Consider the following 26,476-nt stretch of genomic DNA (forward strand, 5'->3'; position numbering starts at 1 on the left):
CGGTAACATAAGTAGGGTAAGATAACCAACCTAATAAAAAATAGAAACCTAGCCAAATCTCCTATTAGCTCTTGCTCGCCACGAAATAGAAATCAATTTCTAAAATAAATCACCAAGCGCACTGTCAATAAAAATAAATAAGTGAGTTTCCTTAAATTCAGAAAGAATAGTTTTTGCTTTTTTCATTTCTTTATAGGTGATAAAGTTGTTGCTCTTTAATTTAAATAAATAAGAATTAAAGTAAAAACTTCTTAATAAAATTTATAAGCCGAAGAAGGATCAAAATGAACTTACTACCGACCTCTACTCTTAGTCCTGCGCCAATCCTACATATAGACGAAGAAGTGCATTTCTCCACGCCCAAGTTACTAGATGAAATATGGTTACGCATTTTTTTTTACTTACCTATTAAAGACTTAGCCACAAGCCAACTAACCTGCAGAAGATGGAAAAAATTAGCTGCCGACAACCTCCTTTGGAAGCCTTTTCTTTACCACTATTTTCCCTTTTTGTTTTCTATTCCAGCAATAAGGGAAACGGATTGCAAAAGTCAATTATCAGCTCAATTATCAGTCCAAGTTAATATGAAAGTTAACCAGGCAAAAATTGTCGATCTTACTTCTCAAGTGTTGGAAAAAGGGCATAGGGGGGAAATATACGCTCAGTTTTCTCCGACTGGTGAGCAGATCATCATTCAGGATTCTGATGGTCAACTTATTAGTCTGTGGGATGCCCAAACGGGAAACTGCCTATATACTTATCAAGCGAAAAAAGAGATTTACCCGATAGAGGTATCCTTTTCTCCAAATGGCTGCCAAATAGCCGTTGCAGGCCCTCGCCATTTTTCTCTTTTAGATGCCAAAACAGGCAAATGTCTAGTCGTCTTAAAAGAGAGGAGAATAGCCTATTTTTCTCCAAACAGTCGTCTTCTAATCACTACTAACGGCCAAAATGTTTGCCTCAGGGATCCCCAAACAGGCTTATTTATTAAAACTTTGGAAAAAAACATGCCTTATGGCGGATCAATTTTCTTTTCCCCAAACAGCCAGCGAATAATTGTCAAAAGACCTGAATCTATTAGCCTTTGGAATGCGCTAACAAGAGAAAAACTAAAAGTTTTAGAAGAAGGTGGCTGGGGCTTAAAAGTATCCTTTTCTCCGGATAGTAAGTGGTTCATTACTTACGGCAATTTACCTTACGCTTGCCTGTGGGATGCTCAAACAGGAAAGAGGATACACTCGCTGGGAGACGACATAGGTCTAGGAACTCATTTGCTTTTTTCTCCGGATAGCAAGCGCATAGTTACTGCCACAAATACTAGGATTCAACTGTGGAATATCCAAACGGGAGTTTGCTTAAAAAAGTTAGAAAAAGGCTCTTGGCCCGCCAGAATAACCTTTTCTCCTAATAGCAAATGGTTAGCTGTAGCTATAACTAGCAACGAAATAGCCGGCAACCATGACACTCAAGTGTGGGATACAGAAACAGGAAAATGCTTACATCACTTTGAAGAAGACGTATTTTCGGCTACAAGGCTAGTGTCTTTTTCTTCAAATAGCGAGCGAATAGTTACTATCAGAAGCAATTGCGTATGTTTATGGGACGTTGTCACAGGAAATTGCTTAAGGAAATTAGAAATTGAGGGATGGTACTTTAATGCATCCTTTTCTCCCGATGGCAAACGGCTAGCAGTCTTAGAAGAACTCGAAGAATACGTGCTTCAATTATGGGACGCGCAAACAGGTGAATGCCTAAAATCAGAAAGGCTTGAAAATCCTTTCATGATAGAGTTTTCTCCTTGTAGCCAATGGATAGTGGTCTCTATCGAACAGGAGACTCAGCTATGGGATGCCAAAACAGGACAATGCTTATATGTTGTGGATACGCATACAGAATCGCAAAGAGTATCTTTTTCACCTAATGGAAGAAAATTGCTGGTTGGGATGAAAGTTTTCGACTTCTATCGTGCCGAAAAAGGCAACTTTCAGACAGAGGAAATTATAGAAGATGAATTCACTGAAGAGCCTATTGACACTAGCAAGAAAAGAAAATCAGATTATATAGAAGGCCAACAAGCTAGTGGTAACGATTCAGCTAAAGAAGCAGAAAAAGTTCAGTCTTTGCCCAAACAAAAAAAGAAAAAAGAGGCATAATCTACGAGAAACCTTTTATAGAAGAACTGTTTAGAAGCTAGCCTTAGGCAAAGAGAAAAAAGCGCGAACGCTCAATTAATGGGATCTTCTCATTAATTGAGCTGATTGAGGGAGAAAAATAGCTGACTGTTTTTTTAAGTAAGAAGCTAAAACAACCGTAGAAAAGGAGTGAGGAAAAGAAGGGGAAGACGTATTTCCTAGGAGTAGGCAGGTTTTTAGAGATAGATAACGTCTGATAATGCATGTTATGTTGTACAAGGGTTGTTTTTTATGGAATAAACTGCTAAAATTGTTTTCACTTTAATGACGATTGATCAAGGATTTTGCCATGTCGTTTTTAAGTTTAAGTGATGCCATAGATTTCTTTACCCATTTCCCTCACGCCGTTTGTCAGCCCTTAAAAGCTACTTTTAGTAAATTTACCCTCTATCTCAAAACTTTTATCGACATGAGGGAAAAAAAGGAATACGACATTTTCCGCCAACTTCAACATTTATCGAAAAAAATGGAGTTGACAAACGAGGAAAACAGACATTTCTTCGGCCATGTAGATAAGCTTCACTTGTTATGCCAAGACAAATTTCAGCTTAATTCCCAAGCCCAGCAAAATTTAACTCCCGACAGCGAAGAACAAAAACTTGCCCAGCTTTACAAACTTACTCGCGCTTTGACCCTTAAATGGGATTATGGAAAAACCTTTGGTGAACCGATAAACCCCCAAGACCCAGACTTTTATTTGGCAAGTAATGAAGCTATTCAAATAGAAAACGCTTATCTCTTAGCTAAAGCTAGCGAGATGGGTTATTCCCTTACTCTAAGCGCCCTAAAATTTCTTCGCCTCGCAGAAAGAAAGGAACACTTTCCCCATCTATTTGGTGACGGAAATCACTTTGAAAAAAACATTCAGATTTTTATCCGCCACACGGCTTTGCCATCTCTCTCTGAAATGGAAGACTACATCATCTTTTTTGCTAGAAGCGGTATACAAACTAAGCTAAATGAAAAAGAGATTTGCGAAATAGTTTGGAGCCGCTATATCTCGGCAGCTCTTCATCTGAAATTTGAGCGGAAGGATTTTACTCAAGGTACTGATTTTTCAAAAGTGGTTATTCTTTTGGTTTATTTCAGTTACATGCGAGGACATTTCGAAAAATACCCTCCTCAGCTTATTTTAGAGGCTTTCGAAAACTTATTTTCCGATTTAAATCATCAAAGCTTTGCTGAGATCTCCCCCTCTTTTATGCAAGACATGAAAATAATTAGCGAGCTTCAATTAAGCAATGCGCTCGATTTTTATCAAAACATGAATGCGCCTCTCAAGGTGGTTTTGTCTAAGCTCGATGTCCATATTCTTGCTCTTTGCGATACTAAAGCACGGCTACAACATAAAATCTTACGCAAATTGCAAGGGTTATCAAAAAAAACAAGCTTATCTGATAGGCAAAAAACGAGTTTTCTCCGCCATGTAGACAATCTCAACGCCCTATTTGAAGATGAGTGTATTCGACAACATTTTTGTCGCTCAGATAGGATGCTTAACTGGAAAAATTATCGCGGGTTAGCAGGAGAAGAAAAAAATGTTGCTCGCCTTTGTGAACTTTCTGAAATTTTATCTCTTAAGTGGGATTGCGGGATAGACTTTAATGAATCTGTCTCTACTCTTGGGAGCGATTTTGTTTTTGCCCATCGTGAAGCCGTTCGAATTAAAAATACCTATAGAATATTAAAGAGCTACTAGCCTATTTAATCCACCCCATTGGAGTAGTTGAAAGGCCTTTCTTCTTTGTTGAGAACTACGCGGAAAAAAGAGCTACATGATTATTTTCCATTCGCTAGCTGAAAGGTCAAAGGGTTTAAGAGTAGTGGGGTCTGTCAAAATATTTGTATAAATAAAGTGGAAGGGTAGATAAATTTTATTTTCCCTTTCAAGAGAAAATGAAGCCGTACTGAAGCGAAGCGGAGTTGCGGCAGCTATATTTACATAATATGGAGATAGACAAATGTCACTTCCTCAGAATTTTGATCTGCAAGCTGAGCTAGCTAAATGCAAGGCAGCAGACGACCTCACAGGAAAAAATAGCCTTATTCAGCGTTTGATTGGCGGCATGCTTGAACAAATGCTTCAAAAAGAAATGGATGAGCATCTTGGTTACCAAAAGCATTCTCCTCAAGGTCATCACTCAGGAAACAGTAGAAATGGCCTCTCAAAAAAACTCTTAAAGGTAATTATGGAGAAATTGAACTTGAGATTCCAAGAGACCGTAACTCGGAATTTGAACCCATAGCTGTTAAAAAGCACCAAAGAAGCATTAGCGCATTTGATGATAAAATCATTTCCATGTACGCTAAAGGCATGACAGTAAGGGACATTCAATCTCACGTGCAAGAGCTATACGGATTTGAAATGTCAGCAGCTATGATATCTAATATTACAGAGAAGGTCATTGAAGTAGCAACAGAATGGCAGGCAAGGCCTCTTCAATCCGTTTATCCGATTGTCTTCTTTGATGCTATTCACTACAAAGTTAAAGAGGGGGCTAAAGTCGTCCTAAAGGCTGCTTATACTTGCTTAAGGATAGATATTGATGGTTTAAAGGCACTACCCGACGCTATAAGGGCGGTATTTCCGGAGGTAAAAATCCAACTTTGTGTCATTCACCTGATTCGAAATTCGATAAAATATATTCCTACAAAATATACCAAGGAATTTATGGTTGATTTGAAGGCAATTTATGGAGCAAATACATTGGAATTAGCCGAGCAAAACCTTGAAAAGCTGCAAGGTAAATGGGAGAGCAACTATCCCTTAGCAGTCAAGCCGTGGGTAGTTCATTGGGATAATATCTGCACATTTTTCGAGTTTTCCACTCCCATCCGCCGTATCATTTATACTACCAATGCAGTAGAATCGCTTCATAGGCAGTTTAGAAAAGTCACGAAGAACAAAGCTATTTTCCCCACGGATGAGGCTTTGTTTAAAATGCTCTTTTTAGTAGCGCGAGACATTTCAAAAAAATGGACCATGCCCCTTCGGGAATGGAAAACAGTCATTTCGCATCTAGCACTAGCTTATGGAGACAGGCTAGGGTTTAGCAAATAGCTGAAGCGATTTACACAGAAAAATTGACAGATTCGAGTAGTGACAATAGCAGTCTCTTTTGGCATCAAGTTAGCTTTGAGAGTTTCTGAAAATTTTCCGTTGGTCTATCTAGTCGTTTCCTCCATAATGCAAGCTCTGGAGGTAGCTTTTCTATTGCTTGCTCGTAACTGAGCTCTAATGGATCAACTGAAAAGGTACTATCAGTAAAAAAACAAACTTCAGCGATTAAAGCAAATGCCTCTTTGCTCATTTTTAATAATGTATTTTTATCAATTTTTTCTAAAGTTGCGCCAACAACATCTTTGGTCCAAGCATCCCCTTCTTTGAAAGCTCGGAGGAGAGCCGCTAGCGCTTCTTTCCAAAGCTCACCTCTTTGGCTTGCTATTACTCCTAAGGCACTAACAACCCAAACTTTAATCCCCCTATCATCTTCTTTAAGCGCCTGGATGAGGGCTACTAAACCTTCTTCCAGAAGCCCATTTCTTTGCTTTATTATTGCTTCTAAAACAATAGTTGCAGACCTTTTAACTTTACTATCACCAGCTTTAAGAGCTTGGATGAGAACTACTGGTGCTTCTTTCGGAAGCTCACCTCCTTGTTTTGCTATTTTTTTTAGAGCGCTAGCTGCAGACCTTTTAGCTTTTTTATCACCTTCTTTAAAGACTTGGATGAGAACTTCTAACGCTTCTTTCGGAAACTCACCTCCTTGTTTTGCTATTTCTTTTAAGGCACTAGCTGCAGACTTTTTAGCTGTACTATCGCCTTCTTTGAAAGCTTGGATAAGAGCGGCTAACGCTTCTTTAGAAAACTCATATTCTTGCTCTGCTAGTGCTCCTAGAGCACTAGCAGCATAACCTTTAGTCACTCTATCACCTTCCTTAAATGCTTGGATGAAAACTACTAATGCTTTTCTAGAAAGTTCATATCCTTGTTTTGCTATTGTTTTTAGGACACTAGCTGCAGACCTTTTAGTTGTACTATCGTCTTCTCTCAAAAGTTGGATGAGAGCGGTTAATATTTCTTCCGGAAGTTCATCTTTTTGCTTTGCTACTGCTTTTAAAGCATCAGCAGCACAAATTTTAGTCTTCCTACTACCTTTTCTCAAAAGGTGGATGAGAGCGATTAGTATTTCTTTCGGAAACTCATCTTCTTGCTCTGCTATTGCTTTTAAAGCATTAGCAGCACAAATTTTAGTCTTCCTATTGCCTTTTCCCAAAGCCTGGATGAGAACTGATAGCATTTCTTTCGGAAGCTTACATCCTTGTTTCGCTATTGCTTCTAGAGTATTAGCAGCACAAATTTTAGTTTTCCTATCGCTTTCTTTCAAAGCCTGGATGAGAGCTGCTAGTACTTCTCTAGAAAGCTCATATCCTCGTTTTGCCATTGCTTTTAGAGCACTCGCAGCATAAGCTTTAGTCTCTCTATCGCCTTCTTTCAAAGCCTGGATGAGAACTGCTAGCATTTCTTCCGGAAACTCACTTCCTTGTTTTGCTGTTTCTATTAACCAAAAAACATTTGCTATTTCTTTTAAACCAAAAATAGCAAAAGTTTTATTCTCTTCATCATCTTCTTCTTTAAGAACTTGTATAAGAGCAGCTAACACTTCTTTCGAAAGCTCCCTTTCTTGTTTTGCTATTTCTTTTAAACCAAAAACAACAGAATTTTTATTCTCTTCATCATCCTCTTCTTTAAGAACTTGAATGAGAGCGGCTAGTACTTCTTTCGAAAGCTCACTTCCTTGTTTTGCTATTTCTTTTAAAACAAGAGCAGCAGAAGTTTTAGCCTTTTCATCATCTTCCTTAAGAACTTGAATGAGGGCAGCTAGCACTTCTTTCGAAAGCTCACTTCTTTGTTTTGCCATTGCTTTTAGGGCACTAACAGCAGAGCCTTTAGCCCAGCTATTGCCTTCTTTTAAAGTCTGTATGAGAGCTGCTAAAGCTTCTTTCGGAAGCTCAGCTCCTCGTTCTACCATTGCTCTTAAGACATCAGCAAAAGAGCCTTTAGCCCAACTATCGCCCTCTTTAAGAGCTTGGATGAGAGCTGCTAAGGCTTCTTTCGGAAGTTCAACTCCTCGTTCTACCATTGCTCTTAAGACATCAGCAAAAGAGCCTTTAGCCCAACTATCGCCCTCTTTAAGAGCTTGGATGAGAGCTGCTAAGGCTTCTTTCGGAAGTTCAACTCCTCGTTCTACCATTGCTCTTAAGACATCAGCAGCAGAGCCTTTAGCCCAACTATCGCCCTCTTTAAGAGCTTGGATGAGAGCTGTTAAGGCTTCTTTCGGAAGTTCAACTCCTCGTTCTACCATTGCTCTTAAGACATCAGCAGCAGGACCTTTAGTCTCTCTATCGCCTTCTGTTAAAGCTTGAATGAGAGCAGCTAGCATTTCTTCCGAAAACTCAGCTCCTCTTTCTAACATTGCTTTTAAGACATCAGCAGCAGAATCTTTAGTCCTTCTATCGTCTTCTTTTAGGGCTTGGATGAGAGCTGCTAAGGCTTCTTCCGGAAGCTCACCTCCTTGTTCTGCTATTTTTCTTAAAGCAAAAACAACATAACCTTTAGTCCCTCTATCGCCTTCTTTTAAATCCTGGATGAGAGCTGCTAGCGCTTCTCTAGAAAGCTCATATCCTTGTTCTGCTATTTCTCTTAAAGCATCAGCAGCAGAACCTTTAGCCCAACTATTGCTTTCTTTCAGAGCCTGGATGAGAGCTGCTAGCACTTCTCTAGAAAGCTTATATCCTCGTTCTGCCATTTCTCTTAAGGCATCAGCAGCATGAACTTTAGCCTTTCTATCGCCTTCTTTAAGGGCTTGGATGAGAACTGCTAGCGCTTCTTTAGAAAGCTCATCTCCTTGTTTTGCTATTGTTTTTAGAGCACCAGCAGCATAGCCTTTAATTTTACTGTCGCCTTCTTCAAAGGCTTGGATAAGAGCAGCTAACGCCTCTTTCGGAAGCTCACTTCCTCGCCTTGCTACTTCTTCTAAAAAATAGATAGCATGCCTTTTAGCATCAGAATCTTTTGTAGGATCCTTAAGGTGTTCAACGATCAACCATACTGTTTCCGAAGCTAAGGTTAGTCTTGTTTCCACAATATATACTAAGGTTTCCCACATATTTTTTCTTGTCTTAGGATCGAATAGCAATTCTCCGATAGTACGAGCTATTTCGGGATGATTAAGGAGGCTTTTATTGCTGAGCAGCCGTTTAAAGTCTAAATTTAGCAAGCAGAGAGACTTAATGTAATCTTTTACAAGCCCAATAAAGCCCATATACTGCTTCACTACCAGAGGATCCTGGCACTCTTCAAAACATTCCGCAATCAAATTAAGCTCGCTACTGACAGCTAAGTCTTTCGGTTGAGAAAAAAGATCGTCAAAAAAGGACTGTAGCGCATCTCTATAGCGCAGATTACGTGAGGCAGTGAGGGAAAGATAGCCGGCAATCATGCGCAAAACGAGAGCATAGCGGGACTCAAACTTGTACTTGCGTACAAATTCCTGGCATGCTTGCCTTTCTCTATTAAGGTATTGATTGGCAACTTTTGAAGCGGTTAAAAATTCTTGGAAGGTTAAGTGGATGAAATACCCTCTTTCCTCATCAGGGATACGCATAAGCCCGCAATCTGCAAGCTCTTTAGATAAAATTTTTTTGCCCCTACAGTCTTCGATTTCTTGCTTGCTTAAATACAGGGTATCGTTTTCCATAGCAACAGCGGCCATTTCCTCAAAAGCGGTAGCAATTTCAGCGACTTCTTTATTTTGGCGCAGATTTTTCTCTGACAAAATTTGCTCTTTAGTTTGTTCGGAGGGGCCTACGCCCATTCTTCTCAACAAAAACCATTGATACATCCGGTTAACTACGCGGGCATAAATCGCGCTCATCGTAAGGGGTTGCTTAGTATCAAAAACCTGGAGATCTTCGTTAAAGAGGCAACAAAGTAAGGTTAAGTTAATGGGAATCTGTGCCAGGCTTAACACCTGGGGAGAGCTGTTTAATAAATGGTAAAGTTTTTGTTTTTTCTCTTCGGCTTGAACATGGTGGAAAAATCTGTCGATATAACGCTTAATGCCTTCCTTATCAAAACCTAAAAGCTCTAACTCACAAGAGCGCTCAAAAGAGCAGCTACCAGGTCTTGAGGTGATCAGAATATGGGGAAATAACCCTTCTATCTGCTTAAAAGCTCTAGCTAAGCTTGTATTTGCTTGGGCTTTTGCTGAGAGCTCATCATACCCGTCTAAAACAAGCAGAGTGTTTTGTAGGAAAGCTGGATCATTGATGCAAGCTTCGATCACCCTGCGATCAATTTTGCCTGCATATTCTCTAGCAATTAGATCAGCTAGAGTATATTCTTTATTAGGGGGATATTTCTCTAGCGTGAAATTTCTTAAAGAAATCCAAAAAAGGCAGGTAAACATGCCTGCCCAAAGCTTCCCTTTTGCCCAATGGTAGCTGATATAGTGACAGAGGGTGCTTTTACCAATGCCAGCTATGCCTTGAATATAAATTTTTTTAGAGGCTACTTTTTTAAGAGTTTCATGTTCAAAAATTTTTTCAATTTCGATCTCTATTTTAGGTCTAAAACTCGTTTCATAAGTCAGAATACGAGCATCTCGTAAATACTCTGAATGTTTATTTAGGGCTTGGTCACGTATTTTTCTTTCTCTATTTTCAATCATGCCTAAACGTACATAAACTTTTTCTAAAGGCATTTCAAATTCGCACCCTTGCTGCTCCTTAATTCTAAAAATAGAAAGGGTATCTTGAGAAAGGTAATAGTTTTGAAGAAAGCTAACCAGCATTTGAGAGCTTAGATTTGCCCGAATTAAAGCCTGTATGAGGGCTTTATTTTCAAAAATAAGCTCTAGTGCCGTTTTTTTCTCCTTATTTGAGATATGTAGGTTGGTCCCTTTTTTTACTAAGGCAGCAATAATTTTGACATAATTCTCCGTAGCTTGATTAGAAAGACTTCCCTCTCCAATGGCAGCTAAATGCAAAGAGGTATTTCCCTCTTTGTCTTGCAAGTCCAGTTCACTTTGGTCTGCAATTTGGTTTAGCAAGTATTCCACACTCTTGGAATTTCCTTTAAATGCAGCTAAATGTAAAGGTGTTTGGCCATCTCTATTTTTAGCTTCTATAAGGGTAGAGTCATATTGCAGCAAAAGCTTAACGATATCGCCGCTATCTTTTGGTGATTGGCAAGCATGATGCAGAGCGTTATTTTGACAGCTATCGAGCTTTTTAAAATTCGCTCCCTTTTCAAGCAGGAATTGGGCTATAGATATAGCCCCTGCCCTACTAGCCACTTGCAAAGGCGTTTCTTTAACTGTCTTTCCTGCTAAGGCATTAAGGTGTAATTGTATGTTCGGTCTTTCGGCAAAGAGATAGATAAAAATGCTTTTATTTTCATGGGCAGCAAAATAATGCAGTAAGCTTTCTTTATTTTTTAACCTTTCCTCCACGCTGCCTAGATATTGATCGAGCGCTTGCCCATCAAAGCTCTCTTTGGGTATATTAAGATTGAGAGATAATTCATAAGCCGTGGCTAAATAAAAGGCGCCATGTAAACGAATTTCCTTCTTTGCTTCTTTTAAAAATTTATGCCCTTGCACAATTAAATCTTTTATGCGGTGGGGACATTTCAATCGCAGCAACTTCTTTAACCGTTTGTTAAGCTCAGTTCCTGACAATCTGGAGGGCGGCGCTACATGATTGTGAATAACAGCACTAGCTTGTATAGTCTGTTGGGCATGTGACCCTACGAATTGGCTATTTTCGGCACTGGCCTGAATGTTGACAAGCCCGGGCTTGGTTTGCAAAGCGGGATAAAGCGCCATGAATGACTCTGTCAGGCTGTGTTCACAGCAATTAGCCTCAAGAGGCCATTGTTCCGATGCACCGCTTACTTGGGATTTTTTCCCGCATACATCTGCTGCTAATTGCCGAGCTGTTTCTTCAAAAGCACCTGCCATAACGGCAGATTGAGAGTAGGCCTGCTGAACCGTGCCGCTTACCCGCGCTCCGTTTTTACCCATCACAACGCTTTTTGCATATTCGCCTAGCTGGCGGCCTGTATCTATAGCAAGCCCTTCAGTAATGGATCCAGGAGGGCAGCTACTTTGAGAGGATTTTGAAGGAGAAGGAGGGATTGGCTGAACAGCCGCGATCCTAACACCCTTATGGTTATTTTTACTCTTAGAGAGATCATAGACGGCTACAATAATATTTCCTAACACAGGAATTAGCAGCGCACCACAGCGGGCAAAGCTTTTTTGCTGTAAATAAGTATAGTAATGGCTTTTTGAAATATTTACTTTTTGCTTCGATGTAAACAGCACGCATTTTTGAAATAAATCAATCAAATTAGTGATCGTACTTATCCCGGGAATATAGTCAGATACTTGGTCTGCTTTTACTAAAAAACTAACATTTATATGCATTGTAGTTGTCTTATATTAAAAGTAACGGAGCGCCTTCTCGTTCTCAGATGCTTTTCTTTTTTAACCAAAAAAATTAGTAGTCACTTGCAATTCAGCTTCTTATTTTCGATAAAAAGAAGTAATTTTAAATCATATTTTAATTTTGATAAAGGTATAACCATCCTTACTGCTATTTCATGGTTTAATTTATACGAATAAATGATGCCCTATTATCGATACGTTCGTTTGCGATCGATTAAAAAGGCTTTATCTTTTATATCAAGGCTTTAAAGCAGCCTCTTTTGGCATTAAGTTAGTTTGTAGGCCTCTGAAAATTTTTCGTTGAGCTGAGGCTATCTAGCTGTTTCCTCCATTCGGCAAGCTCTAGAGGTAAATTTTCTGTTGCTTGCTCGTAACTGAGTTCTATTTGATTATTGGAGATATAAGTGGTCCTTTTATCTGAAATTTGAACTTTTTGGCCTTTAACTGAAAAAGCGTTCTCAGTAAAAAAACAAACTTCCGCAGTTAAAGCAAATGCCTTGCTGCTCATTTTTAATAATGCATTTTTGTTAATTTTTTTTAGAGCTTCTGCAGCAGACCCTTTATTCCAAGTATCGCCTTCTTTGATAGCTTGGATGAGAGCTGCTAATGCTTCTTCTGGAAGCCCATCTCTTTGTATTGCCATTGCTCCTAAGGTACCAGCAACATGATATTTAGTCGAACTATCACCTTCTCTGAAGGCCTGGATGAGAGTAGCTAACGCCTCTTCTAGAAGCTCACCTCCTTGCTCTACTATTTCTCTTAGGGTAATAGCAGCCCAATGTTTAGTTTCTCTATCACCTTCTCTAAGGGCTTGAATGAGAGCTGCTAGAGCTTCTTTTGGGACCCCACCTCCTTTTTCTACTATTTCTCTTAAGGTGCTAGCAATACAACCTTTAGTCCCTGTATCGCCTTCTTTAAAAGCTTGGATAAGAGCTGCTAGCACTTCTCCCGGAAGCCCCTTCCTTTTTTTTGTTATTTTTTCTAAAGCACTGGCAACATAACTTTTAGTCTCTGTATCGCCTTCTTTAAAAGCTTGGATGAGAGTAGCTAACGCTTCTTCTGGAAACCCATCTCTTTGTATTGCTATTGCTCCTAGGGCACTAGCAGCACAAAGTTTAGTCATACTGTCGCCCTCTTTAAAAGCTTGGATGAGAATAGCTAGCGCTTCTTTCGAAGGCTCATATCCTTGTTCTATTATTACTCCTAGAGCATTCGCAGCACAACCTTTAGTCTCTCTATCAGCTTCTTTAAGAGCTTGAATGAGAATGGCTAGCACTTCTTCCGGAAGCCCCTTCCTTTTTTTTGTTATTTTTTCTAGGGCACTGGCAACATAACTTTTAGTCCTTGTATCGCCTTCTTTGAAAGCTTGGATGAGAGTGGCTAACGCTTCTTCTGGAAGCCTATCTCTTTGGATTGCCATTGCTCCTAAGGCAGGAGTAGTGTAAAGTTTAGTCATACTACCGCCTTCTTTGAAAGCTTGGATGAGAGTAACTAACGCTTCTTCTGGAAGCTCACCTCCTTCCTCTATTATTGCTCCTAAGACCCTAGCAATATAACCTTTAGTCTTTCTATCGGCTTCTTTCAGGGCTTGGATGAGAATGGCTAGCACTTCTTTCGGAAGCCCATCTCCTAGTTTTATTCTTGTTCTTAGAGCTCTAGCAGCACAATCTTTAGTATCTCGATTGCCTTCTTTGAGCACTTGGATGAGAGCTGTTAACGGTTTTTTAGAAAACTCACCTCCTCGTATTATCATCTCTTCTAGGGAACTAGCAGCAGAAAGCTTGGACCAAAGATCGCCTTCTTTGGTAACTTGGATGAGAGCTGCTAACGCTTCTTCCGGAAGTTCACCTCTTTTTTCTGCCATTACTCCTAGGGCACTAGCAGCAGAACGCTTAAGCCGAGGATCACCTTCTTTGATAGCTTGGATGAGAGCTGCTAACGCTTCTTCTGGAAGTTCACCTCTTTTTTCTGCCATTACTCTTAGGGCATTAGCAGCAGAACACTTAAGCCAAGGATCGCCTTCTTTAATAGCTTGGATGAGGGTAGCTAACGCTTCTTCCGGAAGTTCACCGCTTTTTTCTGCCATTACTCCTAGGGCCCTAGCAGCAAAATGCTTAGGCCAAGGATCGCTTCCTTTGAAAGCTCGGATGAGAGCTGCTAGCCCTTCTTTCGAAATCTCACCTCCTTGCCATGCCACTTCTTCTAAAACATGAATAGCAATCTTTTTAGCTTCAGGATCTTTAGAAACCTTATATTCCTCCACACTCAATCCCACTATTTCTGAGGCTAAGCTTAATCCTGTTTGCACAATACTTAGTAAGATTCTTAGCATACTTTTCTTTGTCTTAGGATTGGATAACAACTCTTCGACGGTACGCACTATTTGGGGATGTTTAAAAATGTTTTTATTACTAAGCAATCGTTCAAAGCCTAAGCCTCGTAAATGGAGATAGTTCATATAGTCTTTTACAAGCCCAATAAAGCCCTCGTACTGCTTCACTACCCTAGGATCCTGACACTCTTCAAAGCACTCGGCAATTAAAGTAAGTTCGCTACTGACAGCTAAGTCGTGCGGTGCAGCAAAAAGGTCATCAAAAAAAGATTGGAGCGCATCCGCATAACGCCGATTACTTGAATTAGTTAGAGAAAGGCTGCCGGCAATCATGCGCAAAACAAGAGCGTAACGGGGTTCAAACTTGTAATTTTGCATAAATGTTTGGCACGCTTGTCTTTCTCCCTTGAGGTATTGATTGGCAACTTTTGAAGCGGTTAAAAACTCTTGGAAGGTTAAGTGGATAAAATACCCTTTTTCTTCAGCTTCAGGGAGGCGCATCAGTCCACAATCTGTAAGCTCATTGGAGGAGATCTTGTTACCCCTAAAGTCATCAATTTCTTGCTTACTTAGATAAAGGGTATTGTTTTTCATGGCAAAATCGGCCATTTCTTCAAAAGCTGTGGCAATTTTAGCGACTTCTTTATTTTGGCGCAGATTTTTCTCCGCCAAAATTTGCTCTTTAGTTTGCCTGGAGTGCCCTTGGTCAATTCTCCTTAAAAGAAACCATCGATACATCCAGTTTACTACGCGGGCATAAATCGCGCTCATCGTAACGGATTGCTTAGTATCAAAGAGCTGTGAATCTTCATTAAAGAGGCAGCAAAGAAGGGTTAAATTAATCGGAATTTGGGCCAGACTTAAAACCTGGGGAGAGGCGTTTAATAGATGGTAGAGTTTTTCTTTTTTCTCTTCGGCTTGCTGGTGTTTAAAAAATCTGTCGATATAACGATTGACGCCTTCTTTATCAAAGCCTAAAATTTCTAGCTCACACGAGCGTTCAAAAGAGCAGCTTCCAGGCCTGGAGGTGATCAGAATATGGGGAAATAGCTCTTTTAGCTGCTTAAAAGCAGTAGCCAAGCTTGTATTTGCTTGGGCTTCTGCTGAGAGCTCATCATACCCGTCTAAAATAAGCAGGGAATTTTGTAGAAAAGCGGCATCGTTTATGCAAGCTTCAATAATCTTAGGTTCAATTTTGCCAGCATATTCTTTTGCAATGAGGTCAGCTGGAGTATACTCTTTATCGGCGGGGTATTTTTTCAAATTCAAATTTCTTAAAGGAATCCAAAAAAGGCAGGTAAACATGCCTGTCCAAAGCTTCCCTTTTGCCCAATGATAGCTAATATATTGGCAGAGGGTGCTCTTCCCAATTCCAGCTGCGCCTTGGATGAAAACTCTTTTACGAGATTTTTTTTCCAAGCTTGTATGTTTGAAAAGCTCTTCAATTTCAATCTTTTGTTTGGGCTCGAGAATAGTTTCGTAAGTCGGAATGCGAGCATCTTGTAAGTACTCGGAATGTTTATCCGAGGCCTGGGCGAGTGTGTTTCTTTCCTTGCGCTCAATCAGGCCCAAACGCACGTAGGTTTCTTCTAAAGGAACCTTAAATTCCCACTCTTGCTGCGCTTTAATTCTGAAAATAGAAAGGCTGTCTTGAGAAAGATAATGGATTTGAAGAAAGCTAATCAGCAGTTGGAAACTTAAGTTTGCCTGAACTAAACTTTGTATAATGGCTGTCTTTTCAAATACAAGCGCTAAGGCCGTTTTTTTCTTGTAATTTAAAATATTTAGATTGGCCCCTTTTTTTACTAAGGCGGCAATAATTTCGGCATAGTCCTCTGCGGCTTGATTAGAAGGTCTCCCCTCTCCCATGGCAGCTAAATGCAAGGGGGTATTTCCCTCTTTGTCTTGCAAGTCCAGAACACTTTGGCCTGCAATTTGATCTAGCAAGTATTCCACTTTCTTCGCATTGCCTGCCAATACGGCTAAATGCAAAGGTGTCTGACCATCCCTATTTTTAGTTTCTATAAGGATAGGCTCGCTTCGCAATAAAAGATGCACAATATCGACGCCACCTTTTTGGGACCGGCAAGCATGATGCAGAGCATTATTTTGACAGCTATCGAGCTTTTTAAAATCCGCTCCCTGTTCAAGCAGAAAGTGTACGATAGACATAGATCCTGCTCTAATAGCTACTTGTAAAGGCGTTTCTTTAACTGTCTTTCCTGCTAAGACGTTAAGATGGGAGCGGATATTTGGTCTTTCGGCAAAGAGATAGGTAAAAATACTTTTACTTTCATATGCGGCAAAATAATGCAGTAAGTTTTGCCCATCTACTAACCTCTCCTCTAGCTTGTCTAAATATGCTTCGAAAGCTTGCCGTTCGTACTTATATTCTTGTATGTTAAGGGTATGATATAATTCATAAGCTGTGGCTAGATAAAAAACGCCTGGTAGAGAAGCTTTTTCTTTTGCTTCTCCTAAAAATTTGTGCCCTTGCGCAATTAAGTCTTTTATGCAGCAGGGGCACTTCAGTTCCAGCAAATCTTCTAACCGTTTGTGCAGCTCTGCTTCAGGCAATTTGGAAGATGGCGCTGCATGGTAGTGAATAACAGGGTTAGATTGTATAGACAGGCTAGCTTCCTGGCCTAAATGGATTTCCCTAGCGCTAGCCCGGACATTAATAAGCCCAGTCTTAGCTCGCAAAGCGGGATAAAGAGCGCTATACGAATCTGTAAGGCTGTGTTTATAGCAATTAGGCTCATTAAAAGACCACTGTTCGAATGAGCTATTTACTTGGTATTGTTTCCCATAGGCCTCTGCAGCTAATTGCCGAGCGGTCTCTTCTGCATACCCTGCCGCAACGGTGGATTTAGAATAGGCTTGCTGAACAGAGTTGCTTACCCTAGCTTCTCTTTTACCCATTACCAAGCTTTCTGCATGTTTACCTAGCCAACGGCCTTTATCTACAGCAGAACCCTTAGGAGTAAATTTGGGAGAGTGCTGATTTGGAGTAGAAAGAGAAACCGATTGAGCAATCGCAAGCGTGGCATCTCTCTGGTTATATTTGCTCTTAGCAAAATCATAGGTTGCTACAATAATATTTCCTATCACAGGGATTAGCAGCACACCACAACGGGCAAAGCTCTTTTGCTGTATATAGGTATAATAATGGCTTTTTGAAATATTTGCTTTTTGCTTCGATGGAAGCACCGCGCATTTTTGAAATAAATCAACCAAATTAGTGATTGTGCTTATCCCTGGGATATAGTCTGATACTTGGTCTACTTTTAATAAAAAGCTAGCATTTATATGCATTTAATTATATTACCTTAATTATTAAAAGAATAATTATATTAAAATTATATATTAATACCAATCAAAATATTTAATAGTAATGGTCGTAAAAGCAACGAGTGTAAACGACCTATCTCTGTGGTGCTCTACGCCTAAGCAAGACCTTCTAGATGGACAGGCAACAATTAATCATAAAAAAGCTTTCGATTAATGAGTGAACATCAGCTTGTGCTGCTAAAACCACAAAATTGTGTGCATACAGGTAAGATAAGAATGCCTTTTAATAACATCAATTAGTGTTCTGTGGAATGGTTAAACGGCAATGAGAGCTGTTACGCTGCCTGAAAAACTGTAGGATTGCAAGAATGCTTGGCTTAAATGCCAAAATGAGCCCAGTTTATATTCCTGAAAGTAAGGGGGGCGTCCTCGCATCCTCAAATGCTTTTCTTTTTTCGTTAAAGGAAAAGGGGTGCTCACTAGCAATTCAACTTCTTGTTTCCAATCCATGGATGGCCGCTTTCTATAAAAAGAAACAAGCTTAAGTCATAATTTGATGCATACGGAAAATTGACAAGCTCTCCATCAATATAATTTTTTTGTGAGCAATTGAGAAGACCTTATCTTTTACCTCAATGCTCTAAGAGCACGACAAAAGCAGTCCCTTTTGGCATTAAGTTCGCTCTGTAGGTCTCTGAAAACCTTCTAGTGGGCTGAGGCTATCTAGCTGTTTCCTCCATTCGGCAAGCTTCAATGGTAGCTTTTCTATTGCTTGCTCGTAACTGAATTTTAATTGGTCATTGGAGATGCAAGTGGTTCTTTTATCAGAGATTTGAATTTTTTGGCCTTTAACTGAAAAAGCATTCCCAGTAAAAAAACAAATTTCAGCAGTTAAAGCAAATGCTTTACTGCTCATTTTTAATAATGCATTTTTGTTAACATTTTTTAGCGCTTCTGCAGCAGAATCTTTAGCCCAAGCATCAGCTTCTTTGATAACTTGGATGAGAGCAGCTAACGCTTCTTCCGAAAGCTTATCTCCTTGTTTTGCTATTTCTACCAAGGCACTAGCAGCATACTTTTTATCCGAGATACAGTCATCTTTAAAATCTTGAATAAGAGCGACTACGGCTTCTTCCGAAAGCTTACATCCTTGTTTCGCTATTTCTACCAAGGCACTAGCAGTATACTCTTTATCCGAGGCATAGTCATCTTTAAAAGCTTGAATAAGAGCGACTAGAGCTTCTTCCGAAAGCTTGCCTCCTTGTTTTGCTATTTCCCCTAAAGCACTAGCAGCATACTTTTTAGTCCAGCTATCCTCAAGAGCTTGGGTAAGAGCGACTAGAGCTTCTTTCGGAAGATCACTTCCTTGCTCTGCTATTGCCTCTAGGGCACGAGTAGCGTAAACTTTAGTCGAACTATCGTCTTCTTTGGGAACTTGGATGAGAACTGCTAAGACTTCTTCTGGAATTCTGGCTCCTTGCTTTGCTATTTCTACCAAGGAACTGGCAACATACCTTTTGTCCCAGATACAGTCAGCTTTAAGGGTTTGGGCAAGAGCGGACAGAGCTTTTGTGGAAAGCTCACCCCTTTGTTTTGCTATTTCTACTAAGGCTCTAATAGCAGGAGTTGTAGCCGGATTATCGTCTTCTTCAAGAGCCTGGATGAGAACTGCTAGGGCTTCTTCCGGAAGTTTGCCTCCTTGTTTTGCTATTTCTTCTAAGGCTCTAGCAGCATAATTTTTAGCTGGATTATAGTCTTCTTCAAAAGCTTGCATGAGAACTGCTAGGGCTTCTTTTGGAAGCTTGCCTCCTTGCTGTGCTATTTCTTCGAAGGCTCTAGCAACAGAACTTTTAGTCACACTATCGCCTTCTGTGAAAGCTTGAATAAGAGCGAATAGAGCTTTTGGGGAAAGCTCGCCTCTTTGCTGTGCTATTTCTCCTAAGGCACTAGCAGCATAATATTTAATCATATCATTGTTTTCTTTGAGAGCTTGGGTAAGAACTGGTAAGATTTCTTCCAGAAGCCCATCTTCTTGCTTTACTATTTTTCCTAGAACACTAGCAGCATAATATTTAATCATATCATTGTTTTCTTTGAGAGCTTGAATGAGAGCCGCTAGCGTTTCTTCTGGAAGTCCATCTCCTTGTTTTACTATTGCTCGTAGGACACGAGCAGCATAGTATCTAGTCTTATTATCATCTTCTTTGAAGACGTAGGTTTCTTCCGGAATTTCCCATCCTTGTTCTGCTATCCCCACTAGGGGCCTAGCAACAGGGTATTTAGCTTCATGATCGGCTTCTTTAAGAGCTCGGGGAAGAGCGACTAGAACTTCTTTCGGAAGCTTACCTCCTTGTTCTGCTATTCCCACTAAGGCCCTAACAACAGAGCATTTAGTTTCATGATCACCTTCTTCAAGAGCTTGGGTAAGAGCGGCTAGAGGTTCTTTCGGAAGCTCACCTCCTTGTTCTATTATTCCCGCTAGGGCCCTAGCAACAGAGCATTTAGTTTCATAATTACCTTCTTTAAGGGCTTGGATGAGAATAGTTAACGCTTCTTCCGAAAGCCCTCCTGCTTGCTTCGTCATTGACGTTAGAGCAATAGCGGCAAAATGCTTAGTCTCTCTATCGCCTTCTTTAAGGGCTTGGACGAGAATAGTTAACGCTTCTTCCGAAAGCCCTCCTGTTTGCTTCGTCATTGCTACTAGAGCAATAGCGGCAAACTCTTTAGTCTCTCTATAGCCTTCTTTAAGAGCTCGGGTAAGAACAATTAATGCTTCTTTCGGAAGCTCCTCTCCTTGTTCTACTATTTCTCCTAGAGCACTAACAAACCCCATTTTAATATGCCCATTTTCTTCTTTGAACGCCTCGATGAGAGCCGCCAACGCTTTTCTAGAAAGCTCATCTCCTTGTTTCGCTATTATCGTTAGAGCAAAAGCAGCACAATCTTTAGTATCTTCATCGCCTTCTTTAAGAACTTGGATGAGAGCAGCTAGCACTTCTTCCGAAAGCTCGCCTGCTTGTTTTGCCATTGCTGCTAGAAAAATAGCGACAAAATCTTTAGTATTTCTAGTGCCTTCTTTAAGGGCTTGGATAAGAATGGCTAAAGCTTCTTTCGGAAGCTCCCCTCCTTGTTCTGCTATTTCTCCTAGAGCACCAATGAACCAACTTTTAACATATCTATTGCCTTCTTTGAACGCCTCGATGAGAGCTGCTAATATTTTTCTAGAAAGCTCATTTCCTCGTTTCGCTATTGCCTTTAGAGCACAAGCAGCATCATCTTTAATCCAAGCATCGCCTTCTTTGAGCCTTTGAATGAGAATTGTTAGTACTTCTTCAGGAAGCTCACCTCCCTGCTCTGCTATTGTCTTTAGGGCACTAGTAGCATAACCTTTAGTCGAACTATCGCCTTCTTTGAGAGCTTGGATGAGAGCAGCTAACGCTTCTTCCGGAAGTTCAGCTCCTTGCCTTGCTAGCTCTTTTAAAACGTCGATAACATACCTTTTAGCTATAGAACCTTTGAGAACTTTAAGTCGCTTAACAATCAATCCCACTATTTCTGAAGCTAAGCTTATCCTTGCTCTCGCGGCACCTAGTAAGATGTTTAGCATATTTTCTCTTGCATTACGATCGGATAACAATTCTCCGATAGTACGTACTATTTCGGGATGGCTAAAAAGTTTTTTATTGCTAAACAATCGTTCAAAGTTTAAGCCTAGCAAACAGAGAGACTTCATATAGTCTTTTACAAGCTCAATAAAGCCATCGTACTGCTTCACTACACTAGGATCTTGGCATTCTTCAAAGCACTCTGCAATTAAAGTAAGTTCGCTACTGACAGCTAAGTCTTGGGGTGCAGCAAAAAGATCGTCAAAAAAATTTTGGAGTGCATCCACATATTGACGATTACCTGAAGTGGCAAGAGAAAGACATCCGGCAATCATGCGCAAGACGAGAGCGTAGCGGGGTTCAAACTTGTAATTGCGCACAAATGTTTGGCACGCTTGTCTTTCTCCCTTAAGGTATTGATTGGCAACTTTTGAAGCGGTTAAAAACTCTTGGAAGGTTAAGTGGATAAAATACCCTTTTTGTTCAGCTGCAGTTTCCTCTTTAGGAATACGCATCAACCCACAATCTGTAAGCTCATTGGATGAGATTTTGTTGCCTCTAAAGCCTTCGATTTCTTGCTTGCTTAAATAAAGTATATCGTTTTTCATTGCAAAGTCGGCCATTTTTTCAAAAATGGCGGCAATTTTAGCGACGTCTTTATTTTGGCGCAGATTTTTTTCCGTCAAAATTTGCTCTTTAGTTTGGTCTGATTTACCTTGATCAATTCTTCTCAAGAGAAACCATTGATACATCCAATTCACTACGCGTGCATAAATTGCCGACATCGTAGTGGATTGCTCAGTATCAAAAACATGTGAATCTTCATTAAAGAGGCAACAAAGAAGGGTTAAGTTAATCGGAATTTGCGCCAGGCTTAGCACCTGAGGAGAAGTATTTAATAGACGGTTAAATTTCTGCTTTTTTTCTTCAGCTTGAACATATTTAAAAAATCTGTCGACATAACGCTTAACCTCTTCTTTATCAAAGCCTAAAATCTCTAGCTCACAAGAGTGTTCAAAAGAGCAGCCTCCAGGCCTTGAGGTAATCAGGATATGGGGGAATAGCTCTTTTAGCTCTTTAAAGGCTTTAGCAAGACTGGTGTTCCCTTGGGCCTGTGAGGAGAGCTCATCATACCCATCTAAAACAAGCAGGGTATTTTGTAGAAAAGTGGGTTCGTTTATACAGGCTTCGATCACCCTGCGATCAATTTTGCCGGCATATTCTTTTGCAATTAGGTCAGCTGGAGTATACTCTTTATCGGGGGGATATTTCCTTAAAGTCAAATTTCTTAAAGGAATCCAAAAAAGGCAAGCAAACATGCCTGCCCAAAGCTTTCCCTTTGCCCAGTGATAGCTAATATAGTGGCAGAGGGTGCTCTTCCCAATGCCAGCAGCGCCCTGAATGAAGACTCTTTTACGAGCTTTTTCTTCAAAGCTTTTATGCTCAAAAAGCTTTTCGATTTCAATCTTTTCTTTGGATTCCCCAATAGTCTCGTAAGCCGGAATGCGAGCATCTTCTAAATGCTCGGAATGTTTATCCAGGGCCTGGTTGAGTGCGTTTCTTTCTTTGCGCTCAATCATGCCTAAGCGCACATAGATTTCTTCTAAAGGCGCTTTAAATTCCCACTCTTGGCTTGATTTAATTTTGAAAATAGAAAGGGTATTTCGAGAAAGGTAATAGTGTTGAAGAAAGCTAACTAGAATTTTTGGAGTTAGTTTTGCCTGAACTAAAGCCTGTATGAGGGCTTCATTTTCAAAAATAAGCATTAAGGCCGTTTTTTTCTCCTTATTTAGGAGATGTAAGTTGGCCCCTTTTTTCACCAATGTTTGAATAATTGCGCAATAGCGATCTTTTGCCTTAGCAGCAGATTTACCCCACCCCATGATTGCTAGATGCAGAGAGGTATTTCCCTCTCCATCTTGTTGATCCAGCTGGAGTTGACCTGAGGTTTGGCCTAGCAAGCATTCAACACATTTTTGATTTCCCGCAAGTGCAGCTAAGTGTAAAGGCGTTTTGCTATCGCTATTTTTTGCTTCTATAAAAGTAGGGTCATATCGCAGCAGGGTGCGGACGAGATCAGGGCAATCTTTTTTTGAAAGACAAGCATGGTGTAGGACATTATTTTGGGAGCTATCGGGCTTTTTTACATCCGCCCCTTGTTCAAACAAAAAGTTTGCGATAGATATAGACCCTGCCCTAATAGCCACTTGTAAAGGCGTTTCTTTAACTGTCTTTCCTGCTAAGGCATTAAGATGAGAGTGTATATTTGGTCTTTCGGCAAAGAGATAGATGAAAATACTTTTACTTTCATATGCGGCAAAATAATGCAGTAAATTTTGTCCATCTGCTAGCCTCTCCTCTAACTTGCCTAGGTATTCATCGAAAGCTTGCCGTTCGTACCTATATTCTTGTATGTTAAGGGTGCGATATAATTCATAAGCCGTGGCTAAATAAAAGACGCCATCTAAAGAAATTTCCTCTTTTACCTCTCTTAAAAATTTATGTCCTTGAGCTATTAAATCTTTTATGCAGTGAGGACATTTCAGTTGCAGCAATTCCTTTAACCGTTTGTTAAGTTCTATTCCTGATAATCTGGAGGGCGGGGCTGTACGAGAGTAATTAAAGGCAATAGCTTGCACAATCAGCTGAGCATTTTCCCCTACTAACTGGGGGTTTACAGCGCTAGCCTGGGGGTTAGCAACCACAGGGTGAATTCCCAAAGCGGGATAAAGCGCCATGAATGATTCTGTAAGGCTATGTTCACGACAACTAGCCTCAGGAAACCCTTGTTCCGAAACGGATCCTGGAGGGCAGCTACTTTGAGAGGATTTTGAAGAGGAAGGAGAGATTGGCTGAGCAGCCGTAGGCGTGGCTACTCCCTTTTGGTTATGTTTGCTCTTAGCAAAATCATAGATTCCTATAATAATATTTCCTATCACCGGAATTAGCAACACAACACAGCGAGCAAAGCTTTTTTGCTGTAAATAGGCGTAGTAATGGCTTTTTGAAACGTTTGCCTTTTGCTTCGATGGGAGTACCACGAATTTTTGGAATAAATTAACTGAATTAGTGATTGTACTTATCCCAGGGATATAATCAGACACTTGGTCTGCTTTTAATAAAAAGCTAATATTTGTGTTGCACATTGCAATTATCTCAGCAATTAAATAAATAATTTATTATATAACAAGATAAATATTAATGGCAAATAGCATTTAACAAAATAATTACATAGACAGCGAGCGCAGTAAATAACCTGCCCCTATAGTGCTCCCATCTAAACAGGACCACCTAGATGGACAAGCGCGAAGAGCCCTTAAAATGCTTTTTTCAAACGGCTATCTAAATAAAGTAGAAACCGCCGCTTAATGGTTCAATTTTATAAGACAATTCCATGAGTAAAATAACATGGCAGAGCGAACGATGTCTTCGTGGTGCAAGAATGGTTGCATAAATTTAACAAAGAGTATTCAGTAAATTCAATTTATCTCTCCTCCTCTCTCCTTTTAAAGGAAATGTAAAGCAATTTTCTTCTTTACCGAGAGTATCTTTGGATAATATCCTTTTTTAATGCTTATATTGTAATAAAAAACACAAACATTAACACACTATTTGAATTTTATTTATTTATCTATTATTAATGTTATTAAACTAAAAAGGATAAAATAATGCATGAACGCACTCGTAATTTCATTTATTGCCTCCGCTTTTTCGGCATTATCAAACCTATTTTTCCGAAAGAATACCGTAGACTCACAGCAGGGTAGCCCAAGTGGATTTTTGGTTTTATTTTATCTAATCGCCTTCCTGACAGCCCTCTTTTTTTATCCCTCCATTTGGTCTTCCCCCCTTAACTTTGCCATTTTGGCAATTGGAGGATCGGTAGGAGTATTAAATATTGCCTTAATGCACCTCACCTCGCGCGCTTTAAAATATGGACCTGCAGGTCTTACCTTCGCCTTTCAAAATTCTGGCGCTATTTTCCCCGGTTTTTTGCTTTTTTTGATTTTTGGGACTAGCTGTGGCTATTCCTGTAGTATTTTCCAATTGTTAGGGATGTTGTGCGTGGTTGGAGGACTGTTTATAGGGGCAAGAAAAGAATCATCGCACTCAGCTAAAAATTCTTCTAAGTGGCTGATATACGCCCTAGGTTGCTTTGCAGTGCAAATCCTTGCGCTAACTTTAATTCAGGGGCGAAGCATTTTATTTCAGCAGGATGAAGGGCCTGTTAGTTTTTTTTCTGCCAACGAAATGGACGATATGTGGTTTATGCCTGCGCAATTTGGCACAGCCTTTATCCTTCAATTTGCCCTTTTTTTAAGGGAAAAAAGACCTTTTAATCAAGCGGAAGTCATTTACGGGTGTTTAAGCGGAATTGCAAACTTTGCAGCCACATGTCTTATCCTTTTTGCCACTAGGTTGGCGCTGCCTTTTGAAAAAAGCATGCTATTTCCCTGTTTTTCGGTGGGAACATTTTTATTGTGCAATATGTGGGCAAAAAAATTATACAAAGAAGATTTCAATTTTTTAGCAAACGGCCTGTGTGGTTTAGGAATTTTTATGGGAATTTTACTTCGGTAATCTAAAAAAGCGCCTGCCGCCTTTAATTCGATAGGTAGAAATAAAACAACCCCTAACAAAATCGCTCTTAAAAGCTGCCTACCTTCCCTGGCTCTGCGGGCACAAAAATAGGCTGGGGATGGACTACTACTGATTATTTGGAGAAGCAAGGGCTTCTCTTTTCTCAATGAAATCTTCTCTTCTCTTAATAACCCCAATCATACCATCAAGAAAAACATTTATATCCTTGTATGCTTCTCTGCTTTTTTTATAAAGGGTGAAATTTTTTCTCACAAACCTTTCGATATCTTCAATTTTAGGATCAAAATAGATAGGATAGTTGTTTAAAAGGCTTTCTACATACTCTTTAGGGGGTAACCATCCTCCCTTGTATACGGCATAAGAACGCGCCAGGTATTTAGCAAAGCTATTTTTGTTAACGTAAATAGTCTGTTTTTCTTCTGTGCCTTGAATGTTTGCTTGAAATTCTGAAGCAAAGCCCAGTAAAGTCAGAATTTTTGCTAGCCAGCCTTCATAGATTTTGAAAGAGACCCCCTTTAAAACAGCCTGATTAGGATCTTGATTTTCATAAAATAATGAAACATCGTAAGTATTATCAGTGAAATACGTTCTACCGTTTGCAATTGCTAAATGAACCATACATGATACTTTGGTAAAAATTGAATTAAGAAGGCAACTTAACAAATTTACTAATTTTTTTCAATCCGCCCACTTGCCTTAACAAATTATTTAAGCAGATATTTTCAAAAAGTTTGTCACAATTTAATTTAGAGGTCAATTGTTTAAATTCTCTTTACGCAAAGAGCATTTTTTTCTTGATAAACATCAAAATTTAAGAAAAAATACTAGGCTATCTAAATGTCCGTATGGAGCCACAAGATGCCCTCTCTTTTCGCCTCTTTTTCATGGGTGACTTTTGCTTCCCAAAAATCCCCTAGTGTGGCAGCTAAGTTTTCTTAT

8 protein-coding genes and 1 pseudogene are annotated in these 26,476 nt (G+C 39.9%); 4 read left to right on the forward strand and 5 right to left on the reverse strand.

Features of this window, described 5'->3' with window-relative positions:
• Positions 1-284 precede the first annotated feature (284 nt).
• The 3 genes and pseudogenes from PARA125_RS05370 to PARA125_RS05385 all read left to right on the forward strand — a co-directional run bounded on the left by PARA125_RS05370 (position 285) and on the right by PARA125_RS05385 (position 5,253).
• Positions 285-2,153: an F-box/WD repeat-containing protein gene (locus tag PARA125_RS05370; RefSeq protein WP_213157701.1), complete on the forward strand. Its 1,869-nt coding sequence runs from the start codon at positions 285-287 to the stop codon at positions 2,151-2,153.
• A gap of 328 nt (positions 2,154-2,481) precedes the next feature.
• Entirely contained in the window at positions 2,482-3,891 is a 1,410-nt protein-coding gene (locus PARA125_RS05375) for a hypothetical protein (protein ID WP_213157702.1), read from the forward strand.
• A gap of 262 nt (positions 3,892-4,153) precedes the next feature.
• Positions 4,154-5,253 (forward strand): annotated as a pseudogene (locus PARA125_RS05385) (IS256 family transposase).
• A gap of 64 nt (positions 5,254-5,317) precedes the next feature.
• On the opposite strand, the gene PARA125_RS05390 reads toward PARA125_RS05385, so the two are convergent.
• From PARA125_RS05390 to PARA125_RS05405, 4 genes are all read right to left on the reverse strand, one after another.
• Positions 5,318-11,686, reverse strand: a complete 6,369-nt coding sequence (locus PARA125_RS05390) for an ankyrin repeat domain-containing protein (RefSeq protein ID WP_213157705.1) — start codon at positions 11,684-11,686, stop codon at positions 5,318-5,320.
• 292 nt (positions 11,687-11,978) lie between these two features.
• Positions 11,979-17,354: a HEAT repeat domain-containing protein gene (locus PARA125_RS05395; protein WP_213157706.1), complete on the reverse strand. Its 5,376-nt coding sequence runs from the start codon at positions 17,352-17,354 to the stop codon at positions 11,979-11,981.
• A gap of 291 nt (positions 17,355-17,645) precedes the next feature.
• On the reverse strand, positions 17,646-17,840 hold the full coding sequence (locus tag PARA125_RS05400; protein ID WP_213157707.1) for a hypothetical protein: 195 nt from the start codon (positions 17,838-17,840) through the stop codon (positions 17,646-17,648).
• Between the two features lie 163 nt (positions 17,841-18,003).
• Positions 18,004-24,081, reverse strand: a complete 6,078-nt coding sequence (locus PARA125_RS05405) for a HEAT repeat domain-containing protein (protein ID WP_213157708.1) — start codon at positions 24,079-24,081, stop codon at positions 18,004-18,006.
• A gap of 526 nt (positions 24,082-24,607) precedes the next feature.
• Here PARA125_RS05405 and PARA125_RS05410 point away from each other — a divergent pair.
• Positions 24,608-25,516 carry a hypothetical protein gene (locus tag PARA125_RS05410; RefSeq protein WP_213157709.1) on the forward strand — a complete coding sequence of 303 codons (909 nt, stop codon included), beginning with the start codon at positions 24,608-24,610 and terminating at the stop codon, positions 25,514-25,516.
• Positions 25,517-25,642: 126 nt separating this feature from the next.
• Here PARA125_RS05410 and PARA125_RS05415 read toward each other — a convergent pair whose 3' ends face one another.
• Positions 25,643-26,155, reverse strand: coding sequence for a hypothetical protein (locus PARA125_RS05415; RefSeq protein WP_213157710.1), 513 nt, complete (start codon positions 26,153-26,155; stop codon positions 25,643-25,645).
• Between the last annotated feature and the right edge of the window lie 321 nt (positions 26,156-26,476).

This window comes from Parachlamydia sp. AcF125 (assembly GCF_018342475.1).
GTDB lineage: Bacteria > Chlamydiota > Chlamydiia > Chlamydiales > Parachlamydiaceae > Parachlamydia.